The organism is Shewanella sp. DW31, assembly GCF_015767295.1.
Lineage (GTDB): Bacteria > Pseudomonadota > Gammaproteobacteria > Enterobacterales > Shewanellaceae > Shewanella > Shewanella oncorhynchi.
The window spans coordinates 78634-104938 of sequence record NZ_JADWMP020000010.1; the positions used below are offsets into that span (position 1 = coordinate 78634).

Genomic DNA, 26305 nt, shown 5'->3' on the forward strand with positions numbered 1-26305 from the left:
GGGAGTGGCGATGGTGAGAGCAACATCAATGATAAGTAGGCTGTTATAGGCGCGCAGATGCAAGCTGAATAGGTGCTAGGAGCATTGCACTCGGGCAATGCTCCTAATGACAAATATTAAAGGTGCTTCTGGCCTCGCACTTGACGGTTTTCACCGACCACCATCATTTCGCATTTAGGGCAGTCGAATACCAACTTGAGCACATCGTTACCGATTTCAAGCACCATAGGATCGGCCTTGATGCCAGGCACTTCCTTCGGACACAGATTGAAGTTAAACCGCAGACAATGCTTAGTGATCATCAATGGCACGTCTTCAGTGACGCCGTTTTTCTCATAGGTATCTTGGATCTCAATCACGCCGTGACGTTGATAAAAATCCTTAGCTTTTTCGTTAGCAACATTACCTAAGTAACTCAAATGCTTGACGGGATAGACTGCATCTTGGTTATGTTTCCACGGCAGTGGACGCACATAACCTTGTACACGGGCAGCCTCTAAGGCGGCCACGCCATCACGACGCAGGCCATTTAACACTGATGCGGGCAAGAACCAAGCTTGGGCCGTATCGATACTGATGCTACGGGCAACAAAGTCGGTACTGCCTAGCTTACCCAGTTGAGTACGGGTATTTTGTAAGGTCTTATCGACATCAGTCGCAGGCGTCTTCTCGACTGTTAAATTGACTGTGGCGGTTAGGCCATAGATATCCGTCAAGGTCAGCGCCAGTCCATCTTGGGTGTCGCTCAACCGTAAATCGACGCCGATAATCCGCTTAGAAGATTCTTTCGATAGCAGGGCTTCGAAGGCTTGGTTATGGTTACGATATAAAGTCATGCCGACCTTTAAATCCTTTGGCACCTGCAATATATGCAGTTTTAACCCTTCGGCACGGTTAACCCGCAGGCCTTGCAGCTTGTCATCGGATTGTTTTGCCATGGCAAAATTCGCGGGGAAAAACGCTAAGCCATCGCCGTTATTAAACTCATGGGTCGAGCTCACTTGGATAAAGTCTTTACCTATGCTAACCACTTTACCGACTTCTTCGCCTATGTATTTGGGCGAGCGAAAATCTTTAATTCCTTGGCTACGTTCGTTAACAAAGTAATCTGTACTGCCACGGTTAAAGGTCTTTTCAGGATCAGGGGTAAAACTATGTTCGCAGCGGCCGTGGGATGAAGCCTTAAACTCAGGGCGACGCGCCATAATCGCATCCAGCTTTTGGCGATAATGCGCGGTGACGTTTTTAACGTAACTTAAATCCTTTAAGCGACCTTCAATCTTAAACGAGCGAATGCCCGCATCGATTAGTGCCTCAAGGTTTTCGGTTTGGTTGTTGTCTTTTAAAGACAATAAGTGTTCGTTCTGCGCTAACACATCGCCTTGACGTGTTTTAAGATTGCCCGGCAGACGGCACATTTGCGAGCATTCACCGCGGTTAGCACTGCGGTTACTAAAGGAATGACTCAAGTTACACAAACCACTGTAAGCCACACACAAAGCACCGTGGATAAAGAATTCGAGCTGCATATTAGTATGCGCGGCGACATCACGGATTTGGCTTAAGCCCAATTCACGGGCGAGCACCACCTGAGAAAAACCAACTTGCTCTAAAAACGCCACTTTTTCTGGACTGCGGTTATCCATTTGGGTACTGGCATGCAGGGCAATCGGCGGCAAATTGAGCTGTAATACGCCCATGTCCTGCACAATCAGCGCGTCAGCTCCCGCTTCGTACAATTGCCAAATAAGTTTTTCGGCGTCGGCCAGTTCGTTATCCATCAAAATGGTATTGAGGGCGACAAATACCTGAGCATGGTATTGGTGAGCATAAGTGCACAGGCGCGCGATATCTTCAACACTGTTACCCGCCGTTGCCCGCGCACCAAATGCAGGACCACCTATATATACCGCATCGGCACCATGGCGTATGGCTTCGATACCGTAGTCAGCATTTTTTGCAGGCGCCAATAACTCAAGACGGTTATGGACGTGAGAAAGATTCTCGGGAGTGTATATCTCTGGCTGGCTCATGGCTTCACAGACTCAAAATGATCATTAACGAAAAGGACGGGAGTATAACAAAAACTCAAATACAGCTCTATCAGCAAATCATCAACTAATCCGCTTTACTTTTGTCAGCAAGGATAATGGCACAGCCGATCTTTTGGCCACGCACTTGCGCCCTCAAGCCGAGCAGAGTATCTTTGCCCCGCATTGACCAATAGGCACTATAATGACTGATTTTATTTACCAACCACCTACAACTCCTTGGCTCGACATTCTTTATCAAGATAAAGACATTATCGTCATCAACAAACCTTCAGGATTGTTGTCTGTGCCCGGTCGCGACCCCGCCCATTACGACAGTGTCTATGCTCGAGTAAAAGCTGAGCATCCCCATTGCCAAATCGTCCATCGCCTCGATATGGCGACCTCAGGCGTGATCGTTGTCGCCCTTATTCGTAGCGCCGAGCGGGAATTAAAACGTCAGTTCCACGATAGAGAAACCAGTAAGACCTATTATGCAAGGGTCGCAGGCCATTTCAAAAATGACACTGGCAGCGTTGATTATCCACTGATCTGCGACTGGCCAAATCGCCCTAAACAGAAAGTCGATCATCTTGTTGGCAAACCGTCTTTGACTCACTACCAAGTAATGAGCCGCGCCAAACGCTCAACGCTGGTTAAACTGATGCCAATCACAGGCCGCTCACACCAATTACGGGTGCATATGATGGCGCTAGGACATCCGATTTTAGGCGATGGTTTTTATGCCGACTCACTGGCAAAATCCTTAGCGCCTCGACTATTACTACATGCAGCAGAGCTCACCATCAAACATCCCTACTCGGGTGTCAGTATGACTTTTAGCGCAAAAGTCCCTTTTTGTGAGCCTTTGGGCGAACAATGATCACTAAAATCAAATAATACGGGCAAAATCGGTAGCAATTCCCCATAAAAAAACGTAACTTTATGACAATTCACTACGTTATAGAGAGTTTATTTATGGATACCGCATTTCAGCGCGATCAACTCGATAATCATATCCTCGAAGCCCTAATGCAGGATGCCCGCACACCCTTTGCCGAACTCGCTAAACGCTTTAGCGTGAGCGCCGGCACTATCCATGTTCGGGTAGAAAAAATGAAGCAAGCGGGGATCATTACAGGTGCGCAGATCACGGTAAACCCTAAAGCCTTAGGCTATGACGTTTGCTGTTTTATCGGTATCAACCTTAAAAGTGCTGGCGATTACCCCGCAGCTATCGCCAAACTCAACGCTCTCGAAGAAGTCGTCGAAGCCTATTACACCACAGGCAACTACAGTATTTTCGTCAAGGTCATGTGCCAATCCATCGACGGCTTGCAACACGTGCTCATCAATCGCATCCAATCTATCGATGAAATCCAGTCGACGGAAACCTTGATCAGCCTACAAAACCCAATCGTCAGAGCGGTTAAACCTTAAACAGGAAAAACAGCAAACACCTACAAACAACATAACAAATACCAAAGTGTGATTAACATCTTTTTTACCGCAAAAGTGTTAACCATACGATACTTTTGTGTTACAACTTCATTGCTACCGCCAAAGAGCGCAGCAGAAACTATAACAATTCAGCTACAGGCACGTTTAATAAAGTGCTGAAAGCATTAATTGACAAGGAAGAAGTTGTGAAGACAAAACTATCGATCGCTATCTCCGCTGCACTACTCTCAAGCGCAGCTATTGCTAACAGTGAATTTACATTTAAACCTTACTCACCCGAGATCACATCTCACGATAAATTTAGCAAACCTAAAGTGGCAACAACAAATTTAGGTGCACCACAACGTTTTATTGTTGAAATGGAATCTCCTGCACTCGCTAAATACCAAGGTGGTATTGGCTCGTTTGCTGCAACAGCTTCAGCAAAAGAAGGTCAAAAAATTAACGTACAGTCAGCTGAAGTAAAAAGCTACGCCAATCATCTTACAAAAGAGCAGAACAATTTTTCTTCTGCTCTAGCTAAAACAGTACCTAATGCAAAAATAGAACGCCATTTTCAAACATTATTTAATGGTGTCACTGTTGTTGGCCAAGGATTAACCGCTGAAAAACTGGCTCAAATGCCAGGTGTTAAATCAGTCTATCCAGAAACCATGTATGAAATAAACATGGATGCTTCTCACCAAGTTATTAATTCCCAAGCAATGTGGGAAGCCGTTTCTGGGATGGAAAATGCAGGTAAAGGAATTAAAGTCGCAATCATTGATGGTGGCATTCGTCCTGAAAACCCCATGTTTACTGACGCTGGCTTTACTGCACCAAGTGGAAATTTACCATCGGATGACTATTGCTCGACTGTTGATGCATCTTTCTGTAATAACAAACTAATCGTTGCGCGTTGGTCACAACCTACATTCCCTGTTTGCGCTGATGAATACATGAGTCCACTCGGTTTTGGTGGCCATGGTACTCACGTAGCAGGAACCGCCGTTGGCAATAAAGTATCAACAACCTTCAAAGAAATCCCTGTTGAGTTATCAGGCGTTGCTCCAGCTGCATACTTAATGGTTTATAAAGCTCTTTATAGTAAAGCTGACTGTACTGGTGGTAGTGGTTCAAACATCATGTTAATGGAAGCCTTAGAACATGCTGTTAATGATGGCGCAGATGTAATCAACAACTCATGGGGGGGGAGTGCTGGTAGTGATCCAGCTAGCAGCCCATACAAAACCATGTTTGAAGCTGCAGAAGCTGCGGGTGTTGTTGTAGTTAGTGCTGCCGGTAACGATGGTAATGGTCCTCAAACTATCGGCTGCCCTGCTTGTATTGAATCAGGAATAACTGTTGCTAACACTACAACAGGGCGTTTTTTCGCTAATAGCTTTAATATCGGTGGTGGTGATTTACTTGCTGTCCCAAGTTCTGATGCTGTGCTTTCAGAAGATATTACCGCTCCAGTTATTGCGGCCGTTAATTTAGATGCTGAAAATGCCAATGGTTGTGATGCCTTTGCTGCGGATTCGTTCAAAGATGGCATTGCATTGATTTCTCGCGGAACATGTAACTTCTCATTAAAAGCCACAAACGCAAAAGCTGCAGGCGCTAAAGCCCTTGTAGTTTATAACAATGCGGCAGGTGCACCAACGACTATGTCTATGCCTGGTGAACCATTCCCTGCTGTCATGATTACGAAAGATGCAGGTTTAGCCGTAATTGAAGCCATGGGAGATGCTGCAACAACAGGTACAATAATTGCTAAAACTAAACGTATCATGGTTTCTGAACTTGCTGATAACCTAAATAGCACCAGTTCACGCGGTCCTAATGGCAACCAAAATATTCTTAAACCGGATATAGCAGCACCTGGTACCAACATTCTATCAGCCTTTTCTCCTGATGATGGTGGTGAAGACTTCAATATGATCTCTGGCACCAGTATGGCAAGCCCTCATGTTGCAGGTGCGGCAGCTCTTATGAGCCAACTGCACCCAGAGTGGAGCGCAAATGATATAAAAACGGCTCTCACTTCTACGGCTAAATATGAAGACATTCTCGATGATGATGCAACAACCCCAGCAACTCCATTTGACATGGGTGCAGGTCGCATGGATTTAGATGCTGCAGCCAAGGCAGTATTAACCTTTGACAAACCTTCAATTGCTTCAGACTCTTGCGTTGGTCCATGCACCTTCACTCGTACTGTCTATAACAAAAGCGATGCAACGACATCTTGGAGCTTATCAACTTCATCAGATAGCACAGGCATCACAGTATCCCCCTCTACCTTAGAACTTGCCGCAGGAGCCTCTGCCACGTTTACTGTAACCGTTGACTCAACTTTCGCTGAATATGGCGAGTGGATCTTCGGAAACATATTAATCAACAGCACGGAAGGGTTACAAAATGCTCATTTACCTCTAGCTGTTTTAGCTAAAGAATCAAGTAATGCATCCTTAATTTCTACACTAACAACCAAAACAGATATTACTGCGAGTGATGTGATCCCATTGGTTGCAACTGTGAACAATAATGTATTTGCAAATACAGTCACAGTGACAGCGCAAGCGCCTAAAGGTACTAAACTAACCTCAAAAGATGATGTAAAAGTCACTTTAGCAGGTGCAACACAAAATGGATTGCAGGTAAATGAAGATTTAGGGGTTGTCACATGGGTAGGCCAACTAGATTTACCTAAAATGGCAACAACCAAAGGTGCTCAAAGATTTCCAAGTATCGTTGGCTTAGGTGTTGTCCCCGTTACTTGCCCTGAAGGCTGTGATGAACAAGCCTTTACTTTTACAGTTCCAAGCTTTAAATACAACGGTGTGAGCTACAGCAAAATAACAATCTCAGACAATGGGTTAGCGATTGTTGGCGGCGGAAGTGCAAGTGGTACTTTTGCAAATAAACAATTACCAGATGGTAGTAACCCAAATAATATCCTTGCTCCATTCTGGTCTGATTTCGACTTATCAGATAAGTCTGTCGGCGATACTGGTGGTGGTGATTTAGCCGTTGGTGTATTCACTGATGGCGCTGGGGTGAAATGGTTAGCTTTAGAGTGGAATAAGGGCAAACTCTATGGCGATACATCAGGTAACGCTTATACATTTAGTATTTGGATTAGGACAGGTGATACTGAAGAGGTTGTCTTTAACTATATCAATATTCCAAATATACCTGCAAACGTCACTATTGGTGCAGAGAACGTAGGCGGTACTATTGGGACGACTTATAACTTTAATGGTACAGGTGGCAGCATTGCAACTGGTGATGCACTAACCTTAAAAAATACAACAGCAGGAAATGTCACTATTAACTATGATGTTAAAGCAACAACTCTCAATGTTGGACAAGCCGATGTAATTGAAACCAACGAAGAAGCTTTAGTCTCAATTGATGTCTTACAAAATGATACCAAACCAGATATGAAAGTTGCTCGAGTATCAATTACAGGTGATGGCATTACGGCAAACGCCCAACGCATTATTGATATCATGCCAAAAGGTGCATTAGGCAGCTTAGCTATTGTACAAGCACCTTCACACGGCACTGCTTCAATCAATTCCGCTGGTGGAATTGATTACACTCCAGCGAAAGATTATTTCGGTTCAGATATGCTTAGCTATACATCTGCAGACGAAGATGGCAATACTGGCGAAGCTACCACCGTAACGATCGACGTAAAAAATGTGAATGATGCTCCAGTTGTTGCACCACAGCCTCAAAGCGGTGTTGCAGGAAATGCAATCACACTAAAACCCAATCCGTTAGACGTTGATGGAGATGTTTTAAGTTATGTTTGGGCTCAAACAGGAGGAAAGACCTTAGAATTTACTCCAACAAACGAAAACATAACTGTTACTCCATCTGAAGCAGGAACTTACACGTTTACCGTAATAGCGAATGACGGAAAGCTCCAAAGTAATCCAGGAGAACTAGTACTAACAGTTAAAAGTAAACCTGATAGTTCAGGTGGCGGTGCTCTAGGTTGGCTAACCGCCTTGTTGTTACCTCTAGCGGCAATGCGTCGTCGTATGAAGTAACGAGAAGTTAAACAGTAAAAAGGGAGCCTTAATGGCTCCCTTTTTTAATATGCTCTCAATAAATATGTTTACGAACGTAACCCTATTCCGCGCGAGACTAAGTAATACGCTAAGGTCCACAGGGCGACACAGAAACCGATCATAATGGCAATGGATAGTGGCACGCTGATGTCGGCGAAGCCTAAAAAGCCATAGCGGAACACGTTGATCATATAAACCACAGGGTTGAGTGCCGACACGCCTTGCCAGAAAGGGGGCAAGAGTGACAGGGAGTAAAATACGCCGCCAAGGTAGGTTAATGGGGTAAGCACAAAGGTAGGGATGATACTGATGTCGTCGAAACTTTTAGCAAAAACAGCGTTAATCAAGCCACCTAAGGAGAATAGCACTGAGGTTAAAAATACCGTCATGACCACTAAGCCGGCATGATGCAAGCTAATGTCCACGAAGAACATGGCCACAAGCGTCACTATTAGGCCGACACATAAACCGCGCGCCACACCGCCGCCAACGTAGCCTGCAATCAACACATAATGGGGCACAGGTGCCACCATCAGCTCTTCCAAATTGCGTTGAAACTTGGCACTGTAAAATGAGCTAGCAACATTCGAGTAAGAGTTAGTGATCACCGACATCATGATCAAACCTGGGGCGATAAACTCCATATAAGATACGCCGCCCATCTCTCCAATTCGGCTGCCGACTAAGTTACCAAAAATCAAAAAATACAAGGTCATGGTAATCGCTGGCGGGACTAAGGTCTGGACCCAAATTCGCGTAAAACGATTGATTTCTTTGCTTAAGATGCTTTTAAAGGCAATAAAGTAGAGCTTATTCATGCTGAGGCTCCCTGAGTTTTCTTCACCAATTCGACGAAGAGTTCTTCTAAACGATTAGACTTGTTGCGCATCGATAGCACTTCTATATTGGCCGCACTTAATTGGCTAAAGACATCGTTGAGATTATGCTCTTTCACCACATCCACCTCTAAAGTATGAGGGTCGGTTAAGCGGCAAGTCATGCCATCGAGTACGGGTGCAGTAGCTGTATCCCTACGCAAATCAAGAATAAACGTCTCCATATTCAGCTTACTCAGTAGCGCCTTCATGCTAGTGCATTCCACTAAAATACCTTTATCAATAATGCCGATATTACGGCAAAGCATTTCCGCTTCTTCGAGGTAATGGGTCGTTAGGATGATCGTCACGCCCTGCTGATTAATTTGTTTGAGAAACTCCCACATAGAGCGGCGTAGTTCAATATCCACACCTGCGGTAGGTTCATCTAAAATCAATAATTTAGGTTCGTGCATCAGGGCGCGAGCAATCATTAACCGTCGCTTCATGCCACCAGATAATTCCCGCGAAGGGCTATTGCGCTTTTCCCACAAATCCAGTTGGCTTAAATATTTTTTGGCACGCTCAAGGGCAACCGGTTTTGGCACACCATAGTAACCCGCTTGATTCACCACGATTTGCAGCACAGTTTCAAACTGGTTGAAGTTAAACTCTTGCGGCACTAAACCAATGCAGAGTTTGGCGTGTTCTAGCTGCTTATCGATATCATAATCAAAGACTTTGACCGTGCCTGAACTCTTCTGCACTAAGGAGCTGATAATACCAATCGTAGTGGATTTACCCGCACCATTGGGGCCGAGCAAGGCAAAGAAATCCCCTTGATTGACGGTGAGGCTGATGCCTTTGACCGCTTCGACGCCGCCTTTATAGGTTTTTTTAAGCCCTTCGAGTACTAGAGCATGGGTAATATTCGCCATATTTGTACCGATCCTTACACATTAGAAAGTAATAAGATGGTGCTAAAAAACACAATTACAATGATGGGTTGCAGAACTAACGCAAAAAGTTAGCTAATTGATTGAAAAACCAATCTTTAATGATTCAATTATTTATATTGCCGCAAAAAGCAAAACTCCCGCCTGCTGCGGGAGTTTTAAACTGTATCGGACACTTAATCGAGTGGTACGACTTTGGCGATATAAGGTAGATTGCGATACTGCTCGGCATAATCAATACCATAACCTACGATAAACTCATCAGGAATAGTAAAACCGATAAAATCGACCTTCACATCTACTTCACGACGCTCAGGTTTATCCAGCAAGGTGCACAGTGCAAGACTCTTAGGCTCCCGCAGTAACAACATCTCGCGCACTTTGCTTAAGGTGTTACCTGAGTCAATCAAGTCTTCCACAATCAATACATCGCGACCGGCGATATCTGATTGCACATCTTTCAGCACTTTCACATCCCGTGAGCTGGTCATAGTATTGCCATAACTGGAAACCGACATAAAATCGATTTCAACATGACCTTTAATGCGGCGACATAGGTCAGCCATAAAGACCACTGAGCCTTTTAACAAGCCTACCATCAGCAGACGTTCACTGTGGGCATAATGGGCATTGATTAGCTCGGCCATTTGATCCAATTTCTGGCTTATCTCTTCAGCAGAGATCATCACTTCGGTGGTGTGTTTCATATAAGTCTCAATTGTCGAGGTCGCGGTTAGACTGTTTGTCATAACCCCAGCGACTCGTTAATGCATGGTCAACGCCCAAATGATCGAGAATTCGAGCGACCATGAAGTCTACCAGATCTTCTACCGATTTGGGATTGTGATAAAAGCCGGGTGCAGCGGGCATAATGGTCGCGCCGAGGCGAGAAAGGCTTAGCATATGCTCTAAGTGTATGGCACTAAAAGGAGTTTCCCTCGGTACTAGGATAAGTTGGCCGCGCTCTTTAATCACCACATCGGCGGCGCGTTCGAGTAAATTATTACTCATTCCGGTAGCAACTGCCGCTAACGTCCCCGTAGAGCAAGGACAAATCACCATTTGTTTAGGTGCAGCGCTACCCGATGCAGGCGGCGAAAACCACTCATCTTTGCCTAATACCACTAACTCGCCAGCAATAATCACGCCTTTTTCGTGCAGCAAAGCCAACAGCTGGGCATGGGCTTTGTCACTGTTGGCGCTTAACTGTAAGCCGTGTTCCGTCGCCAATACCACTCGAGCGGCACTGGAGATCATCAAAAACACTTGATATCCCGATACCAACAGACACTCGAGTAACTTAAGCCCATAGGGAGCACCCGAGGCGCCCGTCCAAGCTAAGCTAATCGCCTTAGTCGACTTTGCGTAGGCCATCTTAGCTAACCTGCTCTACAGTTGAAGCCTGTTCTAATGCGGCCAGCAGCTTCTTATGTAACCCACCAAAACCACCGTTACTCATCACCACTATGGTGTCGCCTGCTTTGGCGGTTGCTGCGACTTTCGCGACCACATCATCAATTTGATGTAACACAGTCACAGGGATCACCGCCGCTTCCATAGCTTCTTTCATATTCCAGTCGATGGTATCGGCTTGATATAAAAAGGCTTCGTCGGCTTGCATCATAGAAAAAGCTAAAGTGTCTTTATGGACACCGCTCTTCATGGTATTTGAGCGCGGCTCGAGTACCACAGTAATCTTGCTCTGCCCAACCTTAGCCCGCATGCCTTTTAATGTGGTCGCAATGGCCGTCGGATGGTGGGCAAAATCGTCATATACGCTCACACCGTTAACGGTTCCGAGTAATTCGAGTCGACGCTTAGGTGGCATAAACTTAGCTAAAGCTTCAATTGCAGCACTCGGCTTAACGCCCACGTGACGTGCGGCAGCAATGGCCATCATGGCGTTTTCAATATTGTGTTGACCAATCAAATCCCATTCGAGAATACCTTGGGACTCGCCATCAAAAAATACTTCAAAGCGATGGCAATCATCACTTAACGCTTTGCCATACCAACCGCTGGTCGATTCGGCTAAATGATAGGTTTCTTGCTCACTCCAACAACCCATATCAATCGTTTGCTTAACGGCATGGGAATCGGCGGGCCAAATGATCTTGCCTTCACCAGGAACGGTGCGAACTAAGTGGTTGAACTGCTTTTGAATCGCAGCCAGATCGGCAAAAATATCGGCATGATCGAACTCAAGATTGTTGATCACTAAGGTACGTGGATGATAATGCACGAATTTCGAACGTTTATCGAAGAAGGCACTGTCGTATTCGTCGGCCTCAACGACAAAGAAAGCGGTCTTGCCTAAACGTGCCGACACACCAAAGTTTTGCGGTACGCCACCGATTAAGAACCCAGGCTCATAACCACAATCATCTAAAATCCAGGCTAACATGCTAGATGTCGAGGTTTTACCGTGAGTGCCAGACACTGCCAGCACCCAACGCTCAGGCAAAATATGATCGGCTAAAAACTGCGGGCCAGAGGTATAAGGGATGCCAATGTTCAACACGGCTTCCACACAAGGATTACCCCGGCTCATGGCATTACCAATGACAACTAAGTCAGGATAGTGCCCTGCTTCACCCAGCTGGCTAGGATCAAAACCTTGAATAAGCTCAATACCTTGGTCCTCTAGTTGCGTGCTCATAGGAGGATAGACATTGGCATCCGAGCCCGTCACTCTGTGCCCTTTTGCCCTAGCCAATAACGCTAGACCACCCATGAAGGTTCCACAAATTCCTAAAATATGTACGTGCATACCGCTCGCTCTGATGTGTTGAATTCACCGCCATTCTAATCCATCGAGCGACAGATTGGCAGGTAACAATCAGGGAAAAGCACAGCAATCACAAATGACAGTTTCAAAATCAGTAGATTTCACATTTGAGCTGCAGAACTAAGATTTTTAGATAACAGGTCAACTAACACAAGGCCGAAAACTGTCGCAATGCAGGTACTAACGTAAGTCACGGTAGAGCTGAGCGTGCTGGCTACGGTGCCGACTAAATAAGAATTGACGTAACGCTTCACGCTCTTCAGTTTCGGCCTGAAACTTAACAAAGGCCAGACCTTTCTCGCTACGAATAGGCTCGATATCGACGCGCATAGTCTCGCCATTGGGCAATTGTAATTGCAGATCTTTACTGCCTAACAATTGCTTAAATTGCTGCTGTGATTTAGCACGGATGGCCATGCCAGAACTGGATAACGAGGCAACAGACCATTGCTCACCTTGATCGTGGTCGAATATCCACACATCATCGGCTTGAGTTAACCGCCAACTGCGCTCCACTCCCGAGGCATCGAGAACCTCAGGCACACCTAAAGTGGGTTGAAACTGACCAAAGTCATCCACTTTCATCAGTAGCGGAAACCAGAGTTTATAGGGCCCGACTTCGGCCAATAAAGTGAGTTTTGCCTTGCCGAGAATCGAGGCAATAACTTGCGGCACTTCAGTTGTGACTGTGAGCACGTGATTGACCAGGGGATCGTTAGTCAAGGCAGTGCCCACACGAGTCGGCGAAAAAAGTTCGCTAAAACAAGCAAGCTCCTCCGCGGATAATCGAGGTTCATCCATCATGATACGTCCTCCCAAGTTAAATTCCTTACCCCAAAAAGTACCACCAAAGTATGAGATTGTACATTTTTACACCAAAACAGTGGCAAAAAACGGAATATAGGCTAGCAAGGCTAAATTCAAGACTCTATTAGCCATTTGCGCTATTTAACTTGGAAAATGCAGTGGATTGTTATTCCTCGCTTTTTAAACTGCTGGAAGGCGGAGCAAACAAGATACGTAGTCGTTGTTTAACACTCAAACCTGTCGCTGTGACCTCTGCAAACATGTCTCGCCATTCACTAAAAGTCACTTTAAAGGGATTAAAACTATTCACTGGCTTAGTGATGCCGTAAATCACAGTCTCCACTTCGGGCTCAAAGGTACCAAACAGCTTGTCCCAAATAATCAGCACGCCAGCATAGTTTTTATCTATATATTGGGGATTACGACCGTGGTGCACCCTGTGGTGAGACGGGGTGTTGAAAACCCATTCCAGCGGTCCGAGTGATTTAATCGCTTGGGTATGCACAAAAAATTGCAATCCCAGATTGAGTAATACCACAAACACCACCCAGTTTGGATCGAAACCTATGACCACCAGCGGTAACCAAAATACCCACATGCCTGCAAAGGGATACATTAAACTCTGACGAAACGCAGTGCTAAAATTCATATTCTCAGAGCTATGGTGCACCACGTGAGCCGCCCACATCCAGCGGACTCTGTGGCTCGCCCTGTGGAACCAGTAATAACAAAAGTCCTGCGCGACCATCAAGGCAATAAAGCTCAATGGGCCCATTTCAATATCGAATAACTTCCAACCAAAAATCGCCAAATACAGCTTAGCGATCAGCAAACCAGTGAGCAGATCGGCACCTTGGTGCATGGCCGCGAGGCTGAAATTACACAGCACTTCTTGGCCGCGATAACGTGCACTTAACGGTAGCTTTTGTCTTTTATCGCCAAAGTACCATTCCAGCAAAATACACACGAAAAACAAAGGTGCAAGCACCAGCAGTAACAATTCTGGGTGCTGGATCAGCGAGGCGATATCCATATAAGATCATCCTGTTCTATTTTTATTTTATGATTATTTTTATTGTTACTTTTATAAAAACTCTGACTACATTCTATAAACCGCATTCAACGCCACAACGCAGGCAGCTGCGATCCGTTAGTCGCCGTTAGCTACCAGCGAGCATAGTGATCTTCGGCGAGTCCCAGAACATTATTTAACTGGTAACTGTGCCCTTGATTATCGGTAATCGTGCCACTGAAATGACCGATGAATTGGCGGAAATTACTCTTAAGCAAGAGCAAATTACGCTTTTCACTGCGACAATTGCGCGCCGCAAACTGCAAATCCACTTGGCCATTTTGACTGTGGACTCGCCAAACCTCGGCGCCGAGCGTGGCATGGCGATCAAACTCAAATTGCACTGGTCCGAGTAAATGACGCTCACCATTAATCCAGAAGACATTTTCAGTAGCGCCAGTTTCATTGACACCCGCCGCTAAATTAAGCCCCATTATGCCCTCATGGATCCGCGCGTTGATCGACGCCCAGCGCCAACTGGTATCACGGCGCATGTAACCCGCTGAAAAGTCATAGCCTGCTAAAGCTTGATTCAGCGGCTGCGGCTCATGACCCACAGTCAAACTACCTTTAACGGTCAAACCATTATGCTTTTGTGTGTAAGTCCAGCCGTTGTATCCAGTAGGACTACACATAGCCATAGGCAAACTTAAGGGGGCTGAGTGTAAAGTCACATCGGCTTGAATATTTTTAGTATCAATCACTAACCGCCAACCGCCCTCTACAATCTCAAAGCTTAACTGCGCCCCTTTACGGCCAATACTACTTCGGCCCTCGGCGGGCGATGGCGTCATCTGATAGCCAAACCTCAAAGGTTTTAACCAATCAAGCTGGGTGAGTGTGTTGGTTTTTATGTCGTATAAATAACAAAAAGCACTGCCGACGTAGGCAATATCGGCAAGCGCGATGCCTAGGACATAACGCGGCGTGACCAAAGAGACAAACTGAAATTGTTTATAATCGAAATGCTTAGCCCACGCTGAAGCAGGTTTATCCATAGTATCGAAATAGGCAAAGTCCGCTAAACCTAAGGTTTTGACTATGCCATCGAAATGACCGAAATGGGGTAACCCCTTCGGATTGATCAGGTTATCTGGGGCGATTTGCGTTGCTATCGTTAACATGACTAAGCCTTACAAAAAAGACGCGGGAGCATCTATGCTCTCTCATTCTAAACATCGAATTTTTACTCTAACCTGTCCCCCATTGCATTAAAAGAGTGCAAGGACAAAAGGTTGTCATTTTGTTGCCAGCCAGTATTCGGTTTAATGTTTTAAATTCCTTGTTTGTAAAACGATTAAAGCGCCTAAAGGCGCTTTAATCGTTGGATAAGGAAAGATTAGAATCGGTAACTAATACCAAAGTTGATCCCCTGTAATTCAAGCTCTTTCATCGGGATATATTGGTATTCCAAATTCAAACCAAATCCTGACTTAAATCGATATTGCCAGCCTGCGGCGCCATAAAAACCGACATCATCCGAGTCCATATCCTGTTTATCTATCTCATAGCTGACTTGAGTGTAAGCAGCGCCTAATTTGGCATACAGGCTGTTACCACGAGACAAAGCATACTCACCGTAAGCGGCGGTTCTAACACCTTGGTAACGTAAATCTTTTATCTCACTGATGACGCTAACAAGCGCACTCGCCACCCCACCTGAACCCGCTAAATAACCCGCCTCAAACCCAAAATGCTCGTTGAGCATATAGCGGTAATATAAGTCGCTGGTTAAGGTGTCACCCGCATCATATTTACCGTTCTTAGTTTCAAACTCTTGGGTACCGTAACCTAAACTACCACCCAGTATATGGGCAGAATCGCCCGCGAGCGCATTGAAGCTCATCATGCCTGACGCCAGCATCAGGCCAACAAATAACGAAGTGAATGATATTTTTTCCATATTTAACCTGCCTTCCATGCCTTGTAACTATGCGAATAAATGATGTGAATGCACAGAAAACACGGATGTGAATAATGAGCACAAGATATTAGCAATAAAAGCTGTACCTCAACTGAATCACGGTGTTCTGTGGCATCAAAAGTGATTTCTGGTATGCTGTAGCCACTTTTACTTGTACGAGAGATCCCATGAAACGGCTATTACTGACCTTGACTTTCCCCCTGCTGTTCGCGGGCTGTGCCAGCCAAAATCCGACTCATATGGCTTTCAGCCCTCAAGTGCCCAATATCAGCCAACAAACGGCGCAACTTGTACCTATCGCTCTTGAAACGGTAGATACACGCACAGTCGATTATGTTGCTCGTTTTATTGAAGAAGGGACAAAAACACGTTTAGTTGGCCCGAGCGAACCGCCTAAACTGTTACTCGATGAAGTATTCCGCGCAGGTTTTGCTCAAGCGGGCTACCAAATCGACCCAAGCGCAACTAATTCAGTGCAAATTCAATTAGAAGAATTGCAAATGGATATCACTAAAAAGACCTTTGGCTATGAGGCAAAACACAGTGTGTTAATCGCAGTTCAAGCCAAAAATTCCACCCAAGAGCTGGTAAAACGCTATAAAGCCAAAGGCACTTTAAAAGGTCCTTTAACGCCCGATTTTGCAACCTTAGAACTGGATATGAACAAATTACTCGGCCAACTTACCGGCGAGATTCTAAACGATCCTGAGCTTAATCAGTTTCTACAAAAATAACAGCGTCAGTTTATTATAAGGAAATCAATATGCTCCGTTGGATATCAGCCCTCTTACTCATCTTTATGAGTCATCATAGCCTCGCACTCGACATTCAGGCCGATACCTTGTATCCCAGAGTCGAATTTGATACTAGCTTAGGCAAAATAGTGGTCGAGCTAGATAGAACTCGTGCACCAATCACTGTCGATAACTTTTTAACTCATGTCGTTAAAGGCGAATACGACAACACAATATTTCACCGCGTGATCAGTGACTTTGTGGTGCAAGGCGGCGGACTCACCCCCAAGTATGAAGAGCTCCCCGAGGGTAAGCCGATAGTCAACGAATCAGGAAATGGCCTAACAAATAGCATGGGCACTATCGCCATGGCACGTGAAAACGAGCCGCACTCAGCCACTCGTCAGTTCTACTTTAACGTAGCCGACAACACTAAACTCGATCCCTCTAAACGTCGTTGGGGTTATGCCGTATTTGGTGAAGTGATTGAAGGTAAAACCGTCCTCGAAGCTATGGCTGTCGTTGAGACAGGAACTAACACTAAGCTCAATTGGCCCGATGTTCCTGTTACCCCTATCATATTGAAAAAAGCCAAATTATTACCAAAACAGTAATCAAAATATAATTTCGAGCAAAAGCGCTAATTTTGCATCTATACTGTGATAGTAAACAGAAAGGAGGCAAACGATGACGGCAACTGAGTTCATCGATAATAAAGCGCCCCAACTCGCCTTCTATGGAAAAGCGTTTTTGAGTGAAGAACTCGACTTCCATGAAGTGCAACTTTACTTATGGGACACGTTAGAAGAATGGCAGCAACTGAATTCGACTGGCGAAGCGCAAACGGAAACTGAAAAAGTGTTTTGGCACTTGCTCCACAGCTTTAACAGGTGGCCTGACTGTGTGATCCGCGGTAATCAATATCTGCGTAAGCAAGTAAATGATTGCTGTGACTACCTGAGTTTAGGCGGCCGAGTGCCGCAGGGATGCATCGGGATAAGACCTTAAGTTCAGCATTCCTATCGATAAAAAATGGCCTGTAATAGGGCCTTTTTTATTTCATAAACCAATTCCTCGTGTGTACATTATTACGCTCTCCTTACTCTAGCAAGATCTATGCTAACGATAAAGATAAGCGGTAAACTTTTAGCTACAAGCAGTTAACTCCCGAGCCATATTCAACCATCTTATTGTGCTAAACGGGACTCCAAAGTAAAAGGAATACCATTAGCCCTTGAACCCTATGGCACCTTACCCGTAAGCTAAGCAGATTAAACACTTAGACTCATGCCTATGTCCGCAACAGGTTTTATTCAACGTACACTCGATGCCCTCAGTGTCTATTATCACAAGCGGGTTTTGATCCTGTTATTACTGGGTTTTTCTGCTGGTCTACCATTAATGCTGGTATTTTCAACGTTATCCTTTTGGTTGCGTGAAGCTGGTGTTGATCGCACGTCAATCGGTTATTTCAGCTGGATAGCCTTAGCCTATGCGTTTAAATGGGCTTGGTCACCCTTAGTCGATCGGCTTTCATTGCCGCTGCTAACTCGATTTCTAGGCCGCCGCCGTAGCTGGATGCTGTTCGCTCAGTTGTTATTGGTTGGTGCCATCTTAGGCATGTCTTTTAGTGACCCTCTCAAAGATCTCGAGCGCTTGGCACTGTTCGCGTTAATGGTCGCCTTTGCCTCAGCCACCCAAGATATTGTTATTGATGCCTTTCGGATTGAATCAGCCCCAGAAAAGATGCAAGCCGCATTAGCAGCGGCCTATCAAGTGGGTTATCGGAGCGCCATGATTATCGCCACCGCAGGTGCTCTCACCATAGCGGCTTGGGTTGAACCCGGTAACACGGCATACAACTTAGTGGCATGGCAAACTTCTTACCTGATTATGGCAGGATTGATGTCTGTTGGGATTTTGACCACGCTTTTTAGCCGAGAACCCGAAGTCGATACCCGCGCCGCCGATGCCACTGAATTAGCGCTAAAACAACGCTTAAGTGCACGTTATCCTAGAATTATCGCAGCGGGCATATCTTGGGTATATACGGCCAGTATTTTACCCTTTATCGACTTTTTCAAACGCTATGGCCGCAGTGCTATCCTCATCTTATTACTGATTTCTTGCTACCGGATCTCGGATATTGTGATGGGGATTATGGCGAACGTCTTTTATGTGGACATGGGATTCACTAAGGAAGAAATTGCCTATTTAAGTAAAATCTATGGCCTGATCATGACCTTAGTCGGCGCAGCCTTTGGCGGCGTTCTGTTAGCTCGCTTCGGAACTATGAAAATCCTTTTCCTCGGTGCCTTACTGGTTGCCGTAACCAATCTGCTATTCGCGTGGCAGGCAGTGATTGGCTACAACGTGCCCTTTTTAACCTTTGCTATTTCAGTGGATAACTTCAGCGCTGGGATAGCCACGGCGGCATTTATTGCCTATCTCTCGAGTCTCACTAGCAACGGCTACAGTGCAACGCAATATGCCTTACTGTCTTCGATTATGTTGCTTTTCCCTAAATTTATCGCGGGCTTCTCGGGCGCTTATGTCGACGCATTTGGTTATGTGAACTTCTTTGTCGCCGCCAGTGTTATTGGCTTTCCGGTATTGTTTTTGGTTGTCTTAGTCAACAAGTATGCGCCGCATCCAAGTACATCATTAATGGATGATTCGTCAAAAAGTGCACCAACAAAATCGGATTAAGGTCTCATAGCACTTATGCCATCAATATAAAAAAGCCCTCACACCTTAGTGTGAGGGCTTTTACATTTAAAGACGAAATGGCAAACGCGATACTGCATCACGTTAAACCAATTCTGCTCGATTAATCTTTAAAGTTATCAAATTGGAAAGGCTGGCCTAACTCAGACTCACGTGCCAACGCCATGACAGCTTGTAAATCGTCACGTTTTTTACCTGTAACTCGTACTTTCTCGCCCTGAATAGACGCTTGCACTTTAAGTTTGCTGTCTTTAATTAGCTTGACCAGTTTTTTAGCAATTAAGGTTTCTATACCTTCTTTAAACTTCACTTTTAGGGAGAAGGTTTTACCGCTGTGGATGGCTTTCTCATCGACTTCCATCGAAGACGGATCCACATTACGTTTGCTCAGTTGCATACGTAAAATGTCCACTAATTGTTGGCATTGGAAGTCATCTTCAGCGGTTAACGTGACCACATGGTCCTTATATTCCACGTCAGCCGTTTTACCGCGAAAATCGAAACGTGTCGCCAGCTCACGCTTAGTATTATCAACCGCATTACGCAGTTCAACTTCATTCACTTCTGACACAATATCCATTGAAGGCATAGTTTTTATGTCCCATATCAAATTAATATGCAGCTAGTTTACCCACACACAGGCCTAAGTTGAAGGTAAAGCCTAGAATAAAAGCGTAATCATGGGTGACTTTAGCCACACATTTTCCTATCATTGCCCCACTCTAAGCTAATACAAACATATTTGTGATAACTAAAAATACCCTATTTAAGCTGGCTTTAGCCGTAGCCTTTGTCGTGATCAGTTATCTGGTATTTTCCAGACCAACCTATTCGCAAAGTATTCCGAATATCGACAAGGTAGGCCATCTTGGGAGCTTTTTTTGCCTCTCCTATCTCACCTATCTTGCTTTCAAACCTAAGTGGTATTGGTTATCTCTCACACTGGCAAGCTACGCCATTTTAATTGAGTTGGTGCAATCACGTTTGCCCTACCGTAGCGCTTCTGTGGGTGATGTTATTGCCGACTTTTCGGGTATTGCACTGTTTTACTTTTGCAATTGGGCCTATGGCAAATACTTCCGCGCAGCGCAATTACGAGAAGATTAACTCAGGTGCTTCAAACTGGTGCTGATGACAGATACCTTAAGGCTACAGATATGACTCATGCTGTGAATATAAATCGCGTGGTGGATATTGCGATTTTAGGTGCTGGTGCCGTTGGGCAGCTTATTTGCCACCAACTGACTACAGCGGGCATGAGTGTTGGTCTTATCGGCCGCGATTCAATTGCATCGATACAGCAGACACTTAGCGTCACTCCATTAGCGCTGGCCAATGATAATCAACAGAAAACACACGCACTCCAGTATTCTGTGCCTATCTTAGCGGCCAATGCGCTCGATAATATCCGCCTCGTGATTGTCTGCGTCAAAGCCTATCAAGTGCTCGATGCACTTTTGCCCTTACTTAACCAACTGCCCAGACAATGCCACATTTTGTTGTTACACAATGGAATGGGACCTCATTTAGCCCTAGCGCCGCTAATTGATGCGCAAGCTGATGGCAGAGGGCTAAGCCTAGGGACAACTTCCCAAGGGGTGTTACGTCAAGCCAGTTGGCAAATTAGGCAAACTGGACAAGGGCTAACTCAATTTGGGCATTTTGCAGGTACAGAGCTCACTGAGCATTATCGCAATGCTTTACTGACGGCTATCCCCAACAGTGAATGGGTGGATGCCATTGTGCCTTGTCTATGGCAGAAACTCGCCGTTAATGCAGCGATTAATCCGCTTACAGCACTATATCAATGTCCTAATGGCACACTCGCCGAGCCAGATTTTAGTGACATGATTAAAGGCATTCTCGACGAGTTAGTCACGGTTGCCACACTCGAGGGCGTGCATCTCGATAAACAATTGTTACACGACAGGGTCTATCAGGTGATCCGCCTCACTGCGGGGAATTTCTCATCGATGCACCAAGATATTGCACACCAAAGACGAACTGAAATAGACCAAATTAATGGTTATATCTGTGAGCGTGCACAAGCGCACGGTTTAAGTGCACCAGTTAATGCTGACCTCTGGGCGCGCGTCAAACAGCTAGAAGCTTAAGCAAGAAAACTCACATAACAAAACTAAATATAACATTATGTTTAATTGATATAATTTTTAATTTTTTGCTACATCCCCACTTTTTATTTACCGCATTAAAACGCGAATTCCCCTAGTGCCATACTCACTCGGCTTTTGCCGCACTCATGCTAGTCAAGCAAATTTACCTTGCACCAACTATACGCACCAAATCAGGGCAGATTAACTTTGCTTTGCACCGTTTTACATCAAAACTTTAAGCTATTTCGGTGCATTTCAATGTTAACGCAATGATAACAAATGCTTTGTCTATATGGCCTAATTCCTGCTTTACTCCAATAAATTGAGTCTGCAGCTTGTTGGAGAGAAAATTGAAACTGGTCACCGCAATCATTAAACCATTCAAATTAGACGATGTACGTGAAGCTTTAACTCAGCTCAGCGTCCATGGCATGACAGTCACTGAAGTACGCGGTTTTGGCCGCCAAAAGGGCCATACAGAATTGTATCGTGGTGCTGAATATGCAGTGGACTTTTTACCTAAGATTAAACTCGAAATTGCCATTCATTCCGATCAAGAAGATGCCGTTATTGATGCCATTATTGCTGCAGCCCATACGGGCAAAGTGGGTGATGGCAAAATCTTTGTGACTTCGTTAGAACAAGTGGTGCGCATTCGCACTTCGGAAGAAGGAGTTGATGCCTTATGATGCTAGTGAGCTTCAGACTCAGTATTAAATACCTATTGATATTATTCAGTATATTGACGATGAACGCCGTCGCCGATGATGGTCAATTTAGCGCTGCAAATACAGCGTGGATTTTAAGCTCATCCGCATTAGTGTTGTTGATGACCCTGCCAGGATTAGCCTTGTTTTACGGCGGTTTAGTTCGCAGTAAAAACGTGCTTTCAATATTGATGCAATGCTTCTCTATTGCCGCCCTAGTGTCAGTTTTATGGTTCGGGCTAGGTTATTCACTCGCATTCGACACAGGTAACAGTTTCATCGGTGGCTTAGACAAAGCACTACTGTCAGGTATTGGTCGCGATAGTCTTAGCGGGGATATTCCCGAGCCGCTGTTTATGCTATTTCAAATGACCTTTGCCATCATAACGCCAGCTTTAATCATCGGTGGTTTTGCCGAGCGAATGAAGTTTTCAGCTGTGCTTATCTTTTCAGGTGCTTGGTTATTACTGGTTTATGCGCCGATCACCCACTGGGTTTGGGGCGGTGGCTGGTTAGCACAGCTAGGACTGTATGATTTCGCAGGCGGAACCGTGGTGCATATCACCGCAGGGGTTGCTGCGCTCGTGGCCGCTAAAGTGCTAGGTCCACGCAAAGGATTTTTAAACTCGGCCATTATGCCGCACAACCTGACGATGACTGTCACAGGTGCGGGCATGCTGTGGGTGGGTTGGTTCGGTTTTAACGGCGGCAGTGCGCTAGGCGCTAACGGCACCGCAGCCATGGCGATTCTAGCCACTCATCTCGCCGCTTCTATGGGCGCGATGACATGGGCGGCAATTGAGTGGATTAAGTTTGGTAAACCCAGCGCCCTTGGCATAGTCACAGGCATGGTAGCGGGCTTAGGCACTATCACTCCCGCCTCTGGTTATGTTGGCCCAGCAGGCGCCTTAGTCATAGGTTTACTCGGTGGAATCGTGTGTTTTTACTCAACTGTTTATATCAAACAGAAACTTAAAATCGATGACTCCTTAGACGTTTTCCCCGTGCACGGTGTCGGCGGTATTCTTGGTACCCTTTTGGCAGGAGTATTTAGCTCGACCCAATTAGGCGTCTTTAGCGGCTACGGTTTTGCGGCAGTGAACGACACTATGATAGACCAACTTGGGGTACAGATTATCGGGGTTGTGGCGACATTCACTTATACTGCAGTGGTCACTTGGTTGCTGTTTGTGATCATCCGTAAGCTACTTGGCGGCCTTCGCGTCAGCACAGAACAAGAAGTTAACGGCTTAGATTTATCGGAACACGAAGAAACGGGTTATAGCCTTTAATCAGAACCTCGAGCCAGAACCTTTAGTTAAGACAGTTGAATAGCCATAAGGGCACCAAGGCGCCCTTATGGCAGACTTACATCATGATGCTACTTTTTGAAATGTTCGACTAACCATAACTTTAAATCCGCCAGCTTCATCGGCTTAGCAAAGAGATAACCTTGTAAAAAATGGACTTGGCGACTGGTCAAATAGTCCGCCTGCTCCTGCGTTTCAACCCCTTCAGCCACCACCACATAATTCATCTTATGGGAGAGTTCAATAATGGTATCGAGTACGTGGGAAGTCACGGAGTCCTGCCCTATGGTATCGATGAAGCATTTATCGATTTTCAAGTAATCCAATGGCATGGTTTGTAACAAAGATAAGGTTGTTTGCCCAGTACCAAAGTCATCGATAGCCACTAAAATCCCCAACTGGCGTAAGCTTTCAATGCGCTGGCAAATATCCGGCGTTAATAATTGCCGTTCGGTGATTTCGATTAAAGGCTTAACACCAATACGAGCCAAAGAATCCCGCAGATGAATAAATTTCGACTCGATATCATCTTGGGTAAAATGCTCTGGCGCCACGTTGAACGCGACTCTAAAGCCCGATTCAACCTTCATATTAGCAAAATCTTTTAATGCCTTTTCGAAGATATAATTGGTCAATGGAACAATCAACTTGCTCTCTTCGGCGATAGGAATAAACAAATCAGGCCGTACTAAGCCCATTTGTGGGTGCTGCCAACGCACTAATGCCTCGACTCCTTTGGCCTTACCGTCCTCAGCACAGATCACAGGTTGATAAACCAAAAAGAACTCTTCGTTCTCTATCCCGCTACGAATATCATCAGCAAGGGAGTGACGAGATAACCGTGAATAGAGCACAAACAAGATAGAACCCGTAATCAAAATAATGCTAAAGGGTAATGAGATAGCAAAAAATATCCAAAAAAAATGCCTAAAAAAAGCAGGTGACATTTCTAGTAACACTGAAAAATTGTGCTCATCAGAATCTAAAGTCATTACCTCATTTTTTATAAATCCGAGTGACTCTGGAATCGTTTTTCCATTGATGGATAAAGCGACATTGATAACTGCGCTGGGAAACACATCGGGCTGTACAAAGGAATCTACTAAATATTTCCCTTCAATGATCACAGCGGCGCCGTGTTTAGATTTAGGGTCCCATTTAGATGACACTATCGCGGGCACCTCAGGCATAAAAGGCGTGCCCGCAATAATAAACTGATTAGATATTTCAAGATTTTCGGTAACACTAACAATGCTCAGGGGAATATCAATATCACCGGTTTTAGATGAGCAATAAACGCGTTGTGAATCAAATATTAAAGCCGAACGAAAGTAAGGTTGGAACAACATATAGTTGTATAACTCTTGACACTCAGAATCCTTCAATGCCAATGCATAATGGCTGATTTCATCGGCATGTGAGATCAAAGTATCTATGTGATCTACATACATCCCCCCCACACCTTTGACTTTATCTTCAACAAAATACAGTGCAGAGAGATAACTTGCGACAGCAGCAATTCCAATTGGAAACAATATGACTGCCAACCATTGCCATAATGGCAGATTTAATTTTGCTAACTTTTTTCGCATATATCCTTAACTCACACAGCGCTCGGTTAAAAATGGTATCAAAATCTATGGAGCAAGACGTGTGTATATTTGTATCTCAGCGAATGTTTGCTTGATATAAACACACTGAATCGAGTTCTATTTTAGTCTAAAAAACCAGCATACCTTCTATTAATTTAGTCTATTCCCACATCACCAAAATAGCGGCGATAGCGATCAAGACTAACCCTAGCATATCTTTTATCTTTACTTTTTCCTTCAGCCAAAAGGTGGCAATCAAGATCATAAAGAAAACTTCAACTTGACCTAAGGTTTTAACATAGGGCACAGCCTGCAACGACATAGCACTAAACCAACCGATAGAACCTAAACAACTGGCGGTACTGGTGAGTAAGGTTAGCTTAGGTCGCTGCCATAACGCGGCCAGTGTTGATTTATCCTTAAGTAACAGATAACTGACTAACACTAAGGTCTGTAGACTAATCACGAATAACAGCACCCAAGCAGCGCTATGGGGGAAACCCACATTCAAACATAAACTCGCTTCTCGTACCCAAAGCGATGTCAGCGCAAACGAAGTACCGCAAGCCAAACCAATCAATACCGTATTGAGCGACAAGCTTCGCAGGCCTTGCTTGGCACTCATGAGAAAAATTGCCACACCACCCAACAACACTCCCGACCAACCTAAAAGGGATAAATGCGTCCCAAAAAACACTGTGCCTAAGATCGCCGCGACCACGGCTTCACTCTTGGCTAGCCCAGCACCAACGGCAAAGTTCTGTTGCTTGAACAATTTCACCATCAAGCCCGTCGCGAGGATTTGCATCGCCGATGCTCCGAGAATAAAACCGATAAAACGGTCGCTAAAATCGGGGATTCCGATATCCTGCCAAAGATATAAGCTCGCCAGATACACGGCGGCAATCGGCCCAGCCCAAATAAAACGCGCTAAGGTCACGCCCGCAACACTCACTTCTTTACTCAGCTGGCTTTGAAACGCATTACGCCAAGCCTGCATAAATGCCGCCAGCAAAGTTAGTAAGATCCACATAAAGGTATTCCGTAAAGAATCTGGTCAGCTATAAAAACAAGATTGTTAGGCAAAGCCCATCATAAAACATTAATGTTTCAGATAGCTACGGGGCTATACCAATCACATTCCTCAACTGAAAAACAAAAGCCCCGAACGAGTCGAGGCTTTGGGATTAAGTCACTAATT

At 45.1% G+C, this 26305-nt stretch carries 24 protein-coding genes; 11 read left to right on the plus strand and 13 right to left on the minus strand.

Annotation, left to right across the window (positions count from 1 at the left end; all coding sequences use genetic code 11):
- Positions 1–116: 116 nt before the first annotated feature.
- Positions 117–2033: a U32 family peptidase gene (locus tag GWI56_RS10485; protein ID WP_113939781.1), complete on the minus strand. Its 1917-nt coding sequence runs from the start codon at positions 2031–2033 to the stop codon at positions 117–119.
- A gap of 202 nt (positions 2034–2235) precedes the next feature.
- Between GWI56_RS10485 and rluA the strand changes: the two genes are divergently transcribed.
- From rluA to GWI56_RS10500, 3 genes are all read left to right on the plus strand, one after another.
- Entirely contained in the window at positions 2236–2913 is a 678-nt protein-coding gene (gene rluA, locus GWI56_RS10490) for a bifunctional tRNA pseudouridine(32) synthase/23S rRNA pseudouridine(746) synthase RluA (RefSeq protein ID WP_105250130.1), read from the plus strand.
- A 95-nt stretch (positions 2914–3008) separates the two neighbouring features.
- A complete protein-coding gene (gene asnC, locus GWI56_RS10495) occupies positions 3009–3470 on the plus strand; it encodes a transcriptional regulator AsnC (protein ID WP_006080290.1) in 462 nt (153 codons plus the stop codon).
- 206 nt (positions 3471–3676) lie between these two features.
- Positions 3677–7537: a S8 family serine peptidase gene (locus GWI56_RS10500; protein ID WP_198572892.1), complete on the plus strand. Its 3861-nt coding sequence runs from the start codon at positions 3677–3679 to the stop codon at positions 7535–7537.
- A 68-nt stretch (positions 7538–7605) separates the two neighbouring features.
- Here the strand turns inward: GWI56_RS10500 and GWI56_RS10505 are convergent, their stop codons facing one another.
- The 9 genes from GWI56_RS10505 to GWI56_RS10545 all read right to left on the minus strand — a co-directional run bounded on the left by GWI56_RS10505 (position 7606) and on the right by GWI56_RS10545 (position 15899).
- A complete protein-coding gene (locus GWI56_RS10505; RefSeq protein WP_106651559.1) occupies positions 7606–8376 on the minus strand; it encodes an ABC transporter permease in 771 nt (256 codons plus the stop codon).
- Positions 8373–9311, minus strand: a complete 939-nt coding sequence (locus tag GWI56_RS10510; RefSeq protein WP_198572858.1) for an ABC transporter ATP-binding protein — start codon at positions 9309–9311, stop codon at positions 8373–8375. Before GWI56_RS10510 ends, GWI56_RS10505 begins: the two co-directional genes overlap by 4 nt.
- Before the next feature lie 194 nt (positions 9312–9505).
- Entirely contained in the window at positions 9506–10036 is a 531-nt protein-coding gene (hpt, locus tag GWI56_RS10515; protein WP_028761726.1) for a hypoxanthine phosphoribosyltransferase, read from the minus strand.
- Between the two features lie 7 nt (positions 10037–10043).
- Positions 10044–10703, minus strand: coding sequence for a flavin prenyltransferase UbiX (locus GWI56_RS10520; RefSeq protein WP_028761725.1), 660 nt, complete (start codon positions 10701–10703; stop codon positions 10044–10046).
- A gap of 1 nt (position 10704) precedes the next feature.
- On the minus strand, positions 10705–12099 hold the full coding sequence (gene mpl / locus GWI56_RS10525; RefSeq protein WP_198572859.1) for a UDP-N-acetylmuramate:L-alanyl-gamma-D-glutamyl-meso-diaminopimelate ligase: 1395 nt from the start codon (positions 12097–12099) through the stop codon (positions 10705–10707).
- Positions 12100–12297: 198 nt separating this feature from the next.
- Complete coding sequence (locus GWI56_RS10530) at positions 12298–12921, minus strand: hypothetical protein (RefSeq protein WP_006080282.1); 624 nt, start codon at positions 12919–12921, stop codon at positions 12298–12300.
- 169 nt (positions 12922–13090) lie between these two features.
- The gene (locus GWI56_RS10535; RefSeq protein WP_131523721.1) at positions 13091–13957 is read right to left on the minus strand and encodes a sterol desaturase family protein; all 867 of its coding nucleotides are present in this window, start codon (positions 13955–13957) and stop codon (positions 13091–13093) included.
- Between the two features lie 131 nt (positions 13958–14088).
- Complete coding sequence (locus GWI56_RS10540) at positions 14089–15120, minus strand: DUF2804 domain-containing protein (RefSeq protein WP_198572860.1); 1032 nt, start codon at positions 15118–15120, stop codon at positions 14089–14091.
- 215 nt (positions 15121–15335) lie between these two features.
- On the minus strand, positions 15336–15899 hold the full coding sequence (locus tag GWI56_RS10545; RefSeq protein WP_198572861.1) for a porin family protein: 564 nt from the start codon (positions 15897–15899) through the stop codon (positions 15336–15338).
- A 188-nt stretch (positions 15900–16087) separates the two neighbouring features.
- Between GWI56_RS10545 and GWI56_RS10550 the strand changes: the two genes are divergently transcribed.
- The 4 genes from GWI56_RS10550 to GWI56_RS10565 all read left to right on the plus strand — a co-directional run bounded on the left by GWI56_RS10550 (position 16088) and on the right by GWI56_RS10565 (position 19363).
- A complete protein-coding gene (locus GWI56_RS10550; RefSeq protein ID WP_105250136.1) occupies positions 16088–16654 on the plus strand; it encodes a YajG family lipoprotein in 567 nt (188 codons plus the stop codon).
- Between the two features lie 29 nt (positions 16655–16683).
- Positions 16684–17268 carry a peptidylprolyl isomerase gene (locus GWI56_RS10555; protein WP_028761870.1) on the plus strand — a complete coding sequence of 195 codons (585 nt, stop codon included), beginning with the start codon at positions 16684–16686 and terminating at the stop codon, positions 17266–17268.
- Positions 17269–17341: 73 nt separating this feature from the next.
- Positions 17342–17662: a hypothetical protein gene (locus GWI56_RS10560; protein ID WP_028761869.1), complete on the plus strand. Its 321-nt coding sequence runs from the start codon at positions 17342–17344 to the stop codon at positions 17660–17662.
- 285 nt (positions 17663–17947) lie between these two features.
- On the plus strand, positions 17948–19363 hold the full coding sequence (locus GWI56_RS10565; protein WP_105250137.1) for an MFS transporter: 1416 nt from the start codon (positions 17948–17950) through the stop codon (positions 19361–19363).
- Positions 19364–19484: 121 nt separating this feature from the next.
- Here the strand turns inward: GWI56_RS10565 and GWI56_RS10570 are convergent, their stop codons facing one another.
- Complete coding sequence (locus GWI56_RS10570; RefSeq protein WP_006080274.1) at positions 19485–19970, minus strand: YajQ family cyclic di-GMP-binding protein; 486 nt, start codon at positions 19968–19970, stop codon at positions 19485–19487.
- A gap of 155 nt (positions 19971–20125) precedes the next feature.
- Here GWI56_RS10570 and GWI56_RS10575 point away from each other — a divergent pair, with 155 nt between their 5' ends.
- The 4 genes from GWI56_RS10575 to GWI56_RS10590 all read left to right on the plus strand — a co-directional run bounded on the left by GWI56_RS10575 (position 20126) and on the right by GWI56_RS10590 (position 23494).
- The gene (locus GWI56_RS10575; RefSeq protein ID WP_105250138.1) at positions 20126–20488 is read left to right on the plus strand and encodes a VanZ family protein; all 363 of its coding nucleotides are present in this window, start codon (positions 20126–20128) and stop codon (positions 20486–20488) included.
- 50 nt (positions 20489–20538) lie between these two features.
- Entirely contained in the window at positions 20539–21495 is a 957-nt protein-coding gene (locus tag GWI56_RS10580) for a 2-dehydropantoate 2-reductase (RefSeq protein WP_198572862.1), read from the plus strand.
- A 350-nt stretch (positions 21496–21845) separates the two neighbouring features.
- A complete protein-coding gene (locus GWI56_RS10585) occupies positions 21846–22184 on the plus strand; it encodes a P-II family nitrogen regulator (RefSeq protein ID WP_198572863.1) in 339 nt (112 codons plus the stop codon).
- The gene (locus GWI56_RS10590) at positions 22181–23494 is read left to right on the plus strand and encodes an ammonium transporter (RefSeq protein WP_198572864.1); all 1314 of its coding nucleotides are present in this window, start codon (positions 22181–22183) and stop codon (positions 23492–23494) included. Before GWI56_RS10585 ends, GWI56_RS10590 begins: the two co-directional genes overlap by 4 nt.
- Positions 23495–23583: 89 nt before the next feature.
- On the opposite strand, the gene GWI56_RS10595 is transcribed toward GWI56_RS10590, so the two are convergent.
- Complete coding sequence (locus tag GWI56_RS10595) at positions 23584–25104, minus strand: EAL domain-containing protein (protein ID WP_198572865.1); 1521 nt, start codon at positions 25102–25104, stop codon at positions 23584–23586.
- A gap of 160 nt (positions 25105–25264) precedes the next feature.
- Positions 25265–26137 carry a DMT family transporter gene (locus GWI56_RS10600; RefSeq protein WP_198572866.1) on the minus strand — a complete coding sequence of 291 codons (873 nt, stop codon included), beginning with the start codon at positions 26135–26137 and terminating at the stop codon, positions 25265–25267.
- Positions 26138–26305: the final 168 nt, after the last annotated feature.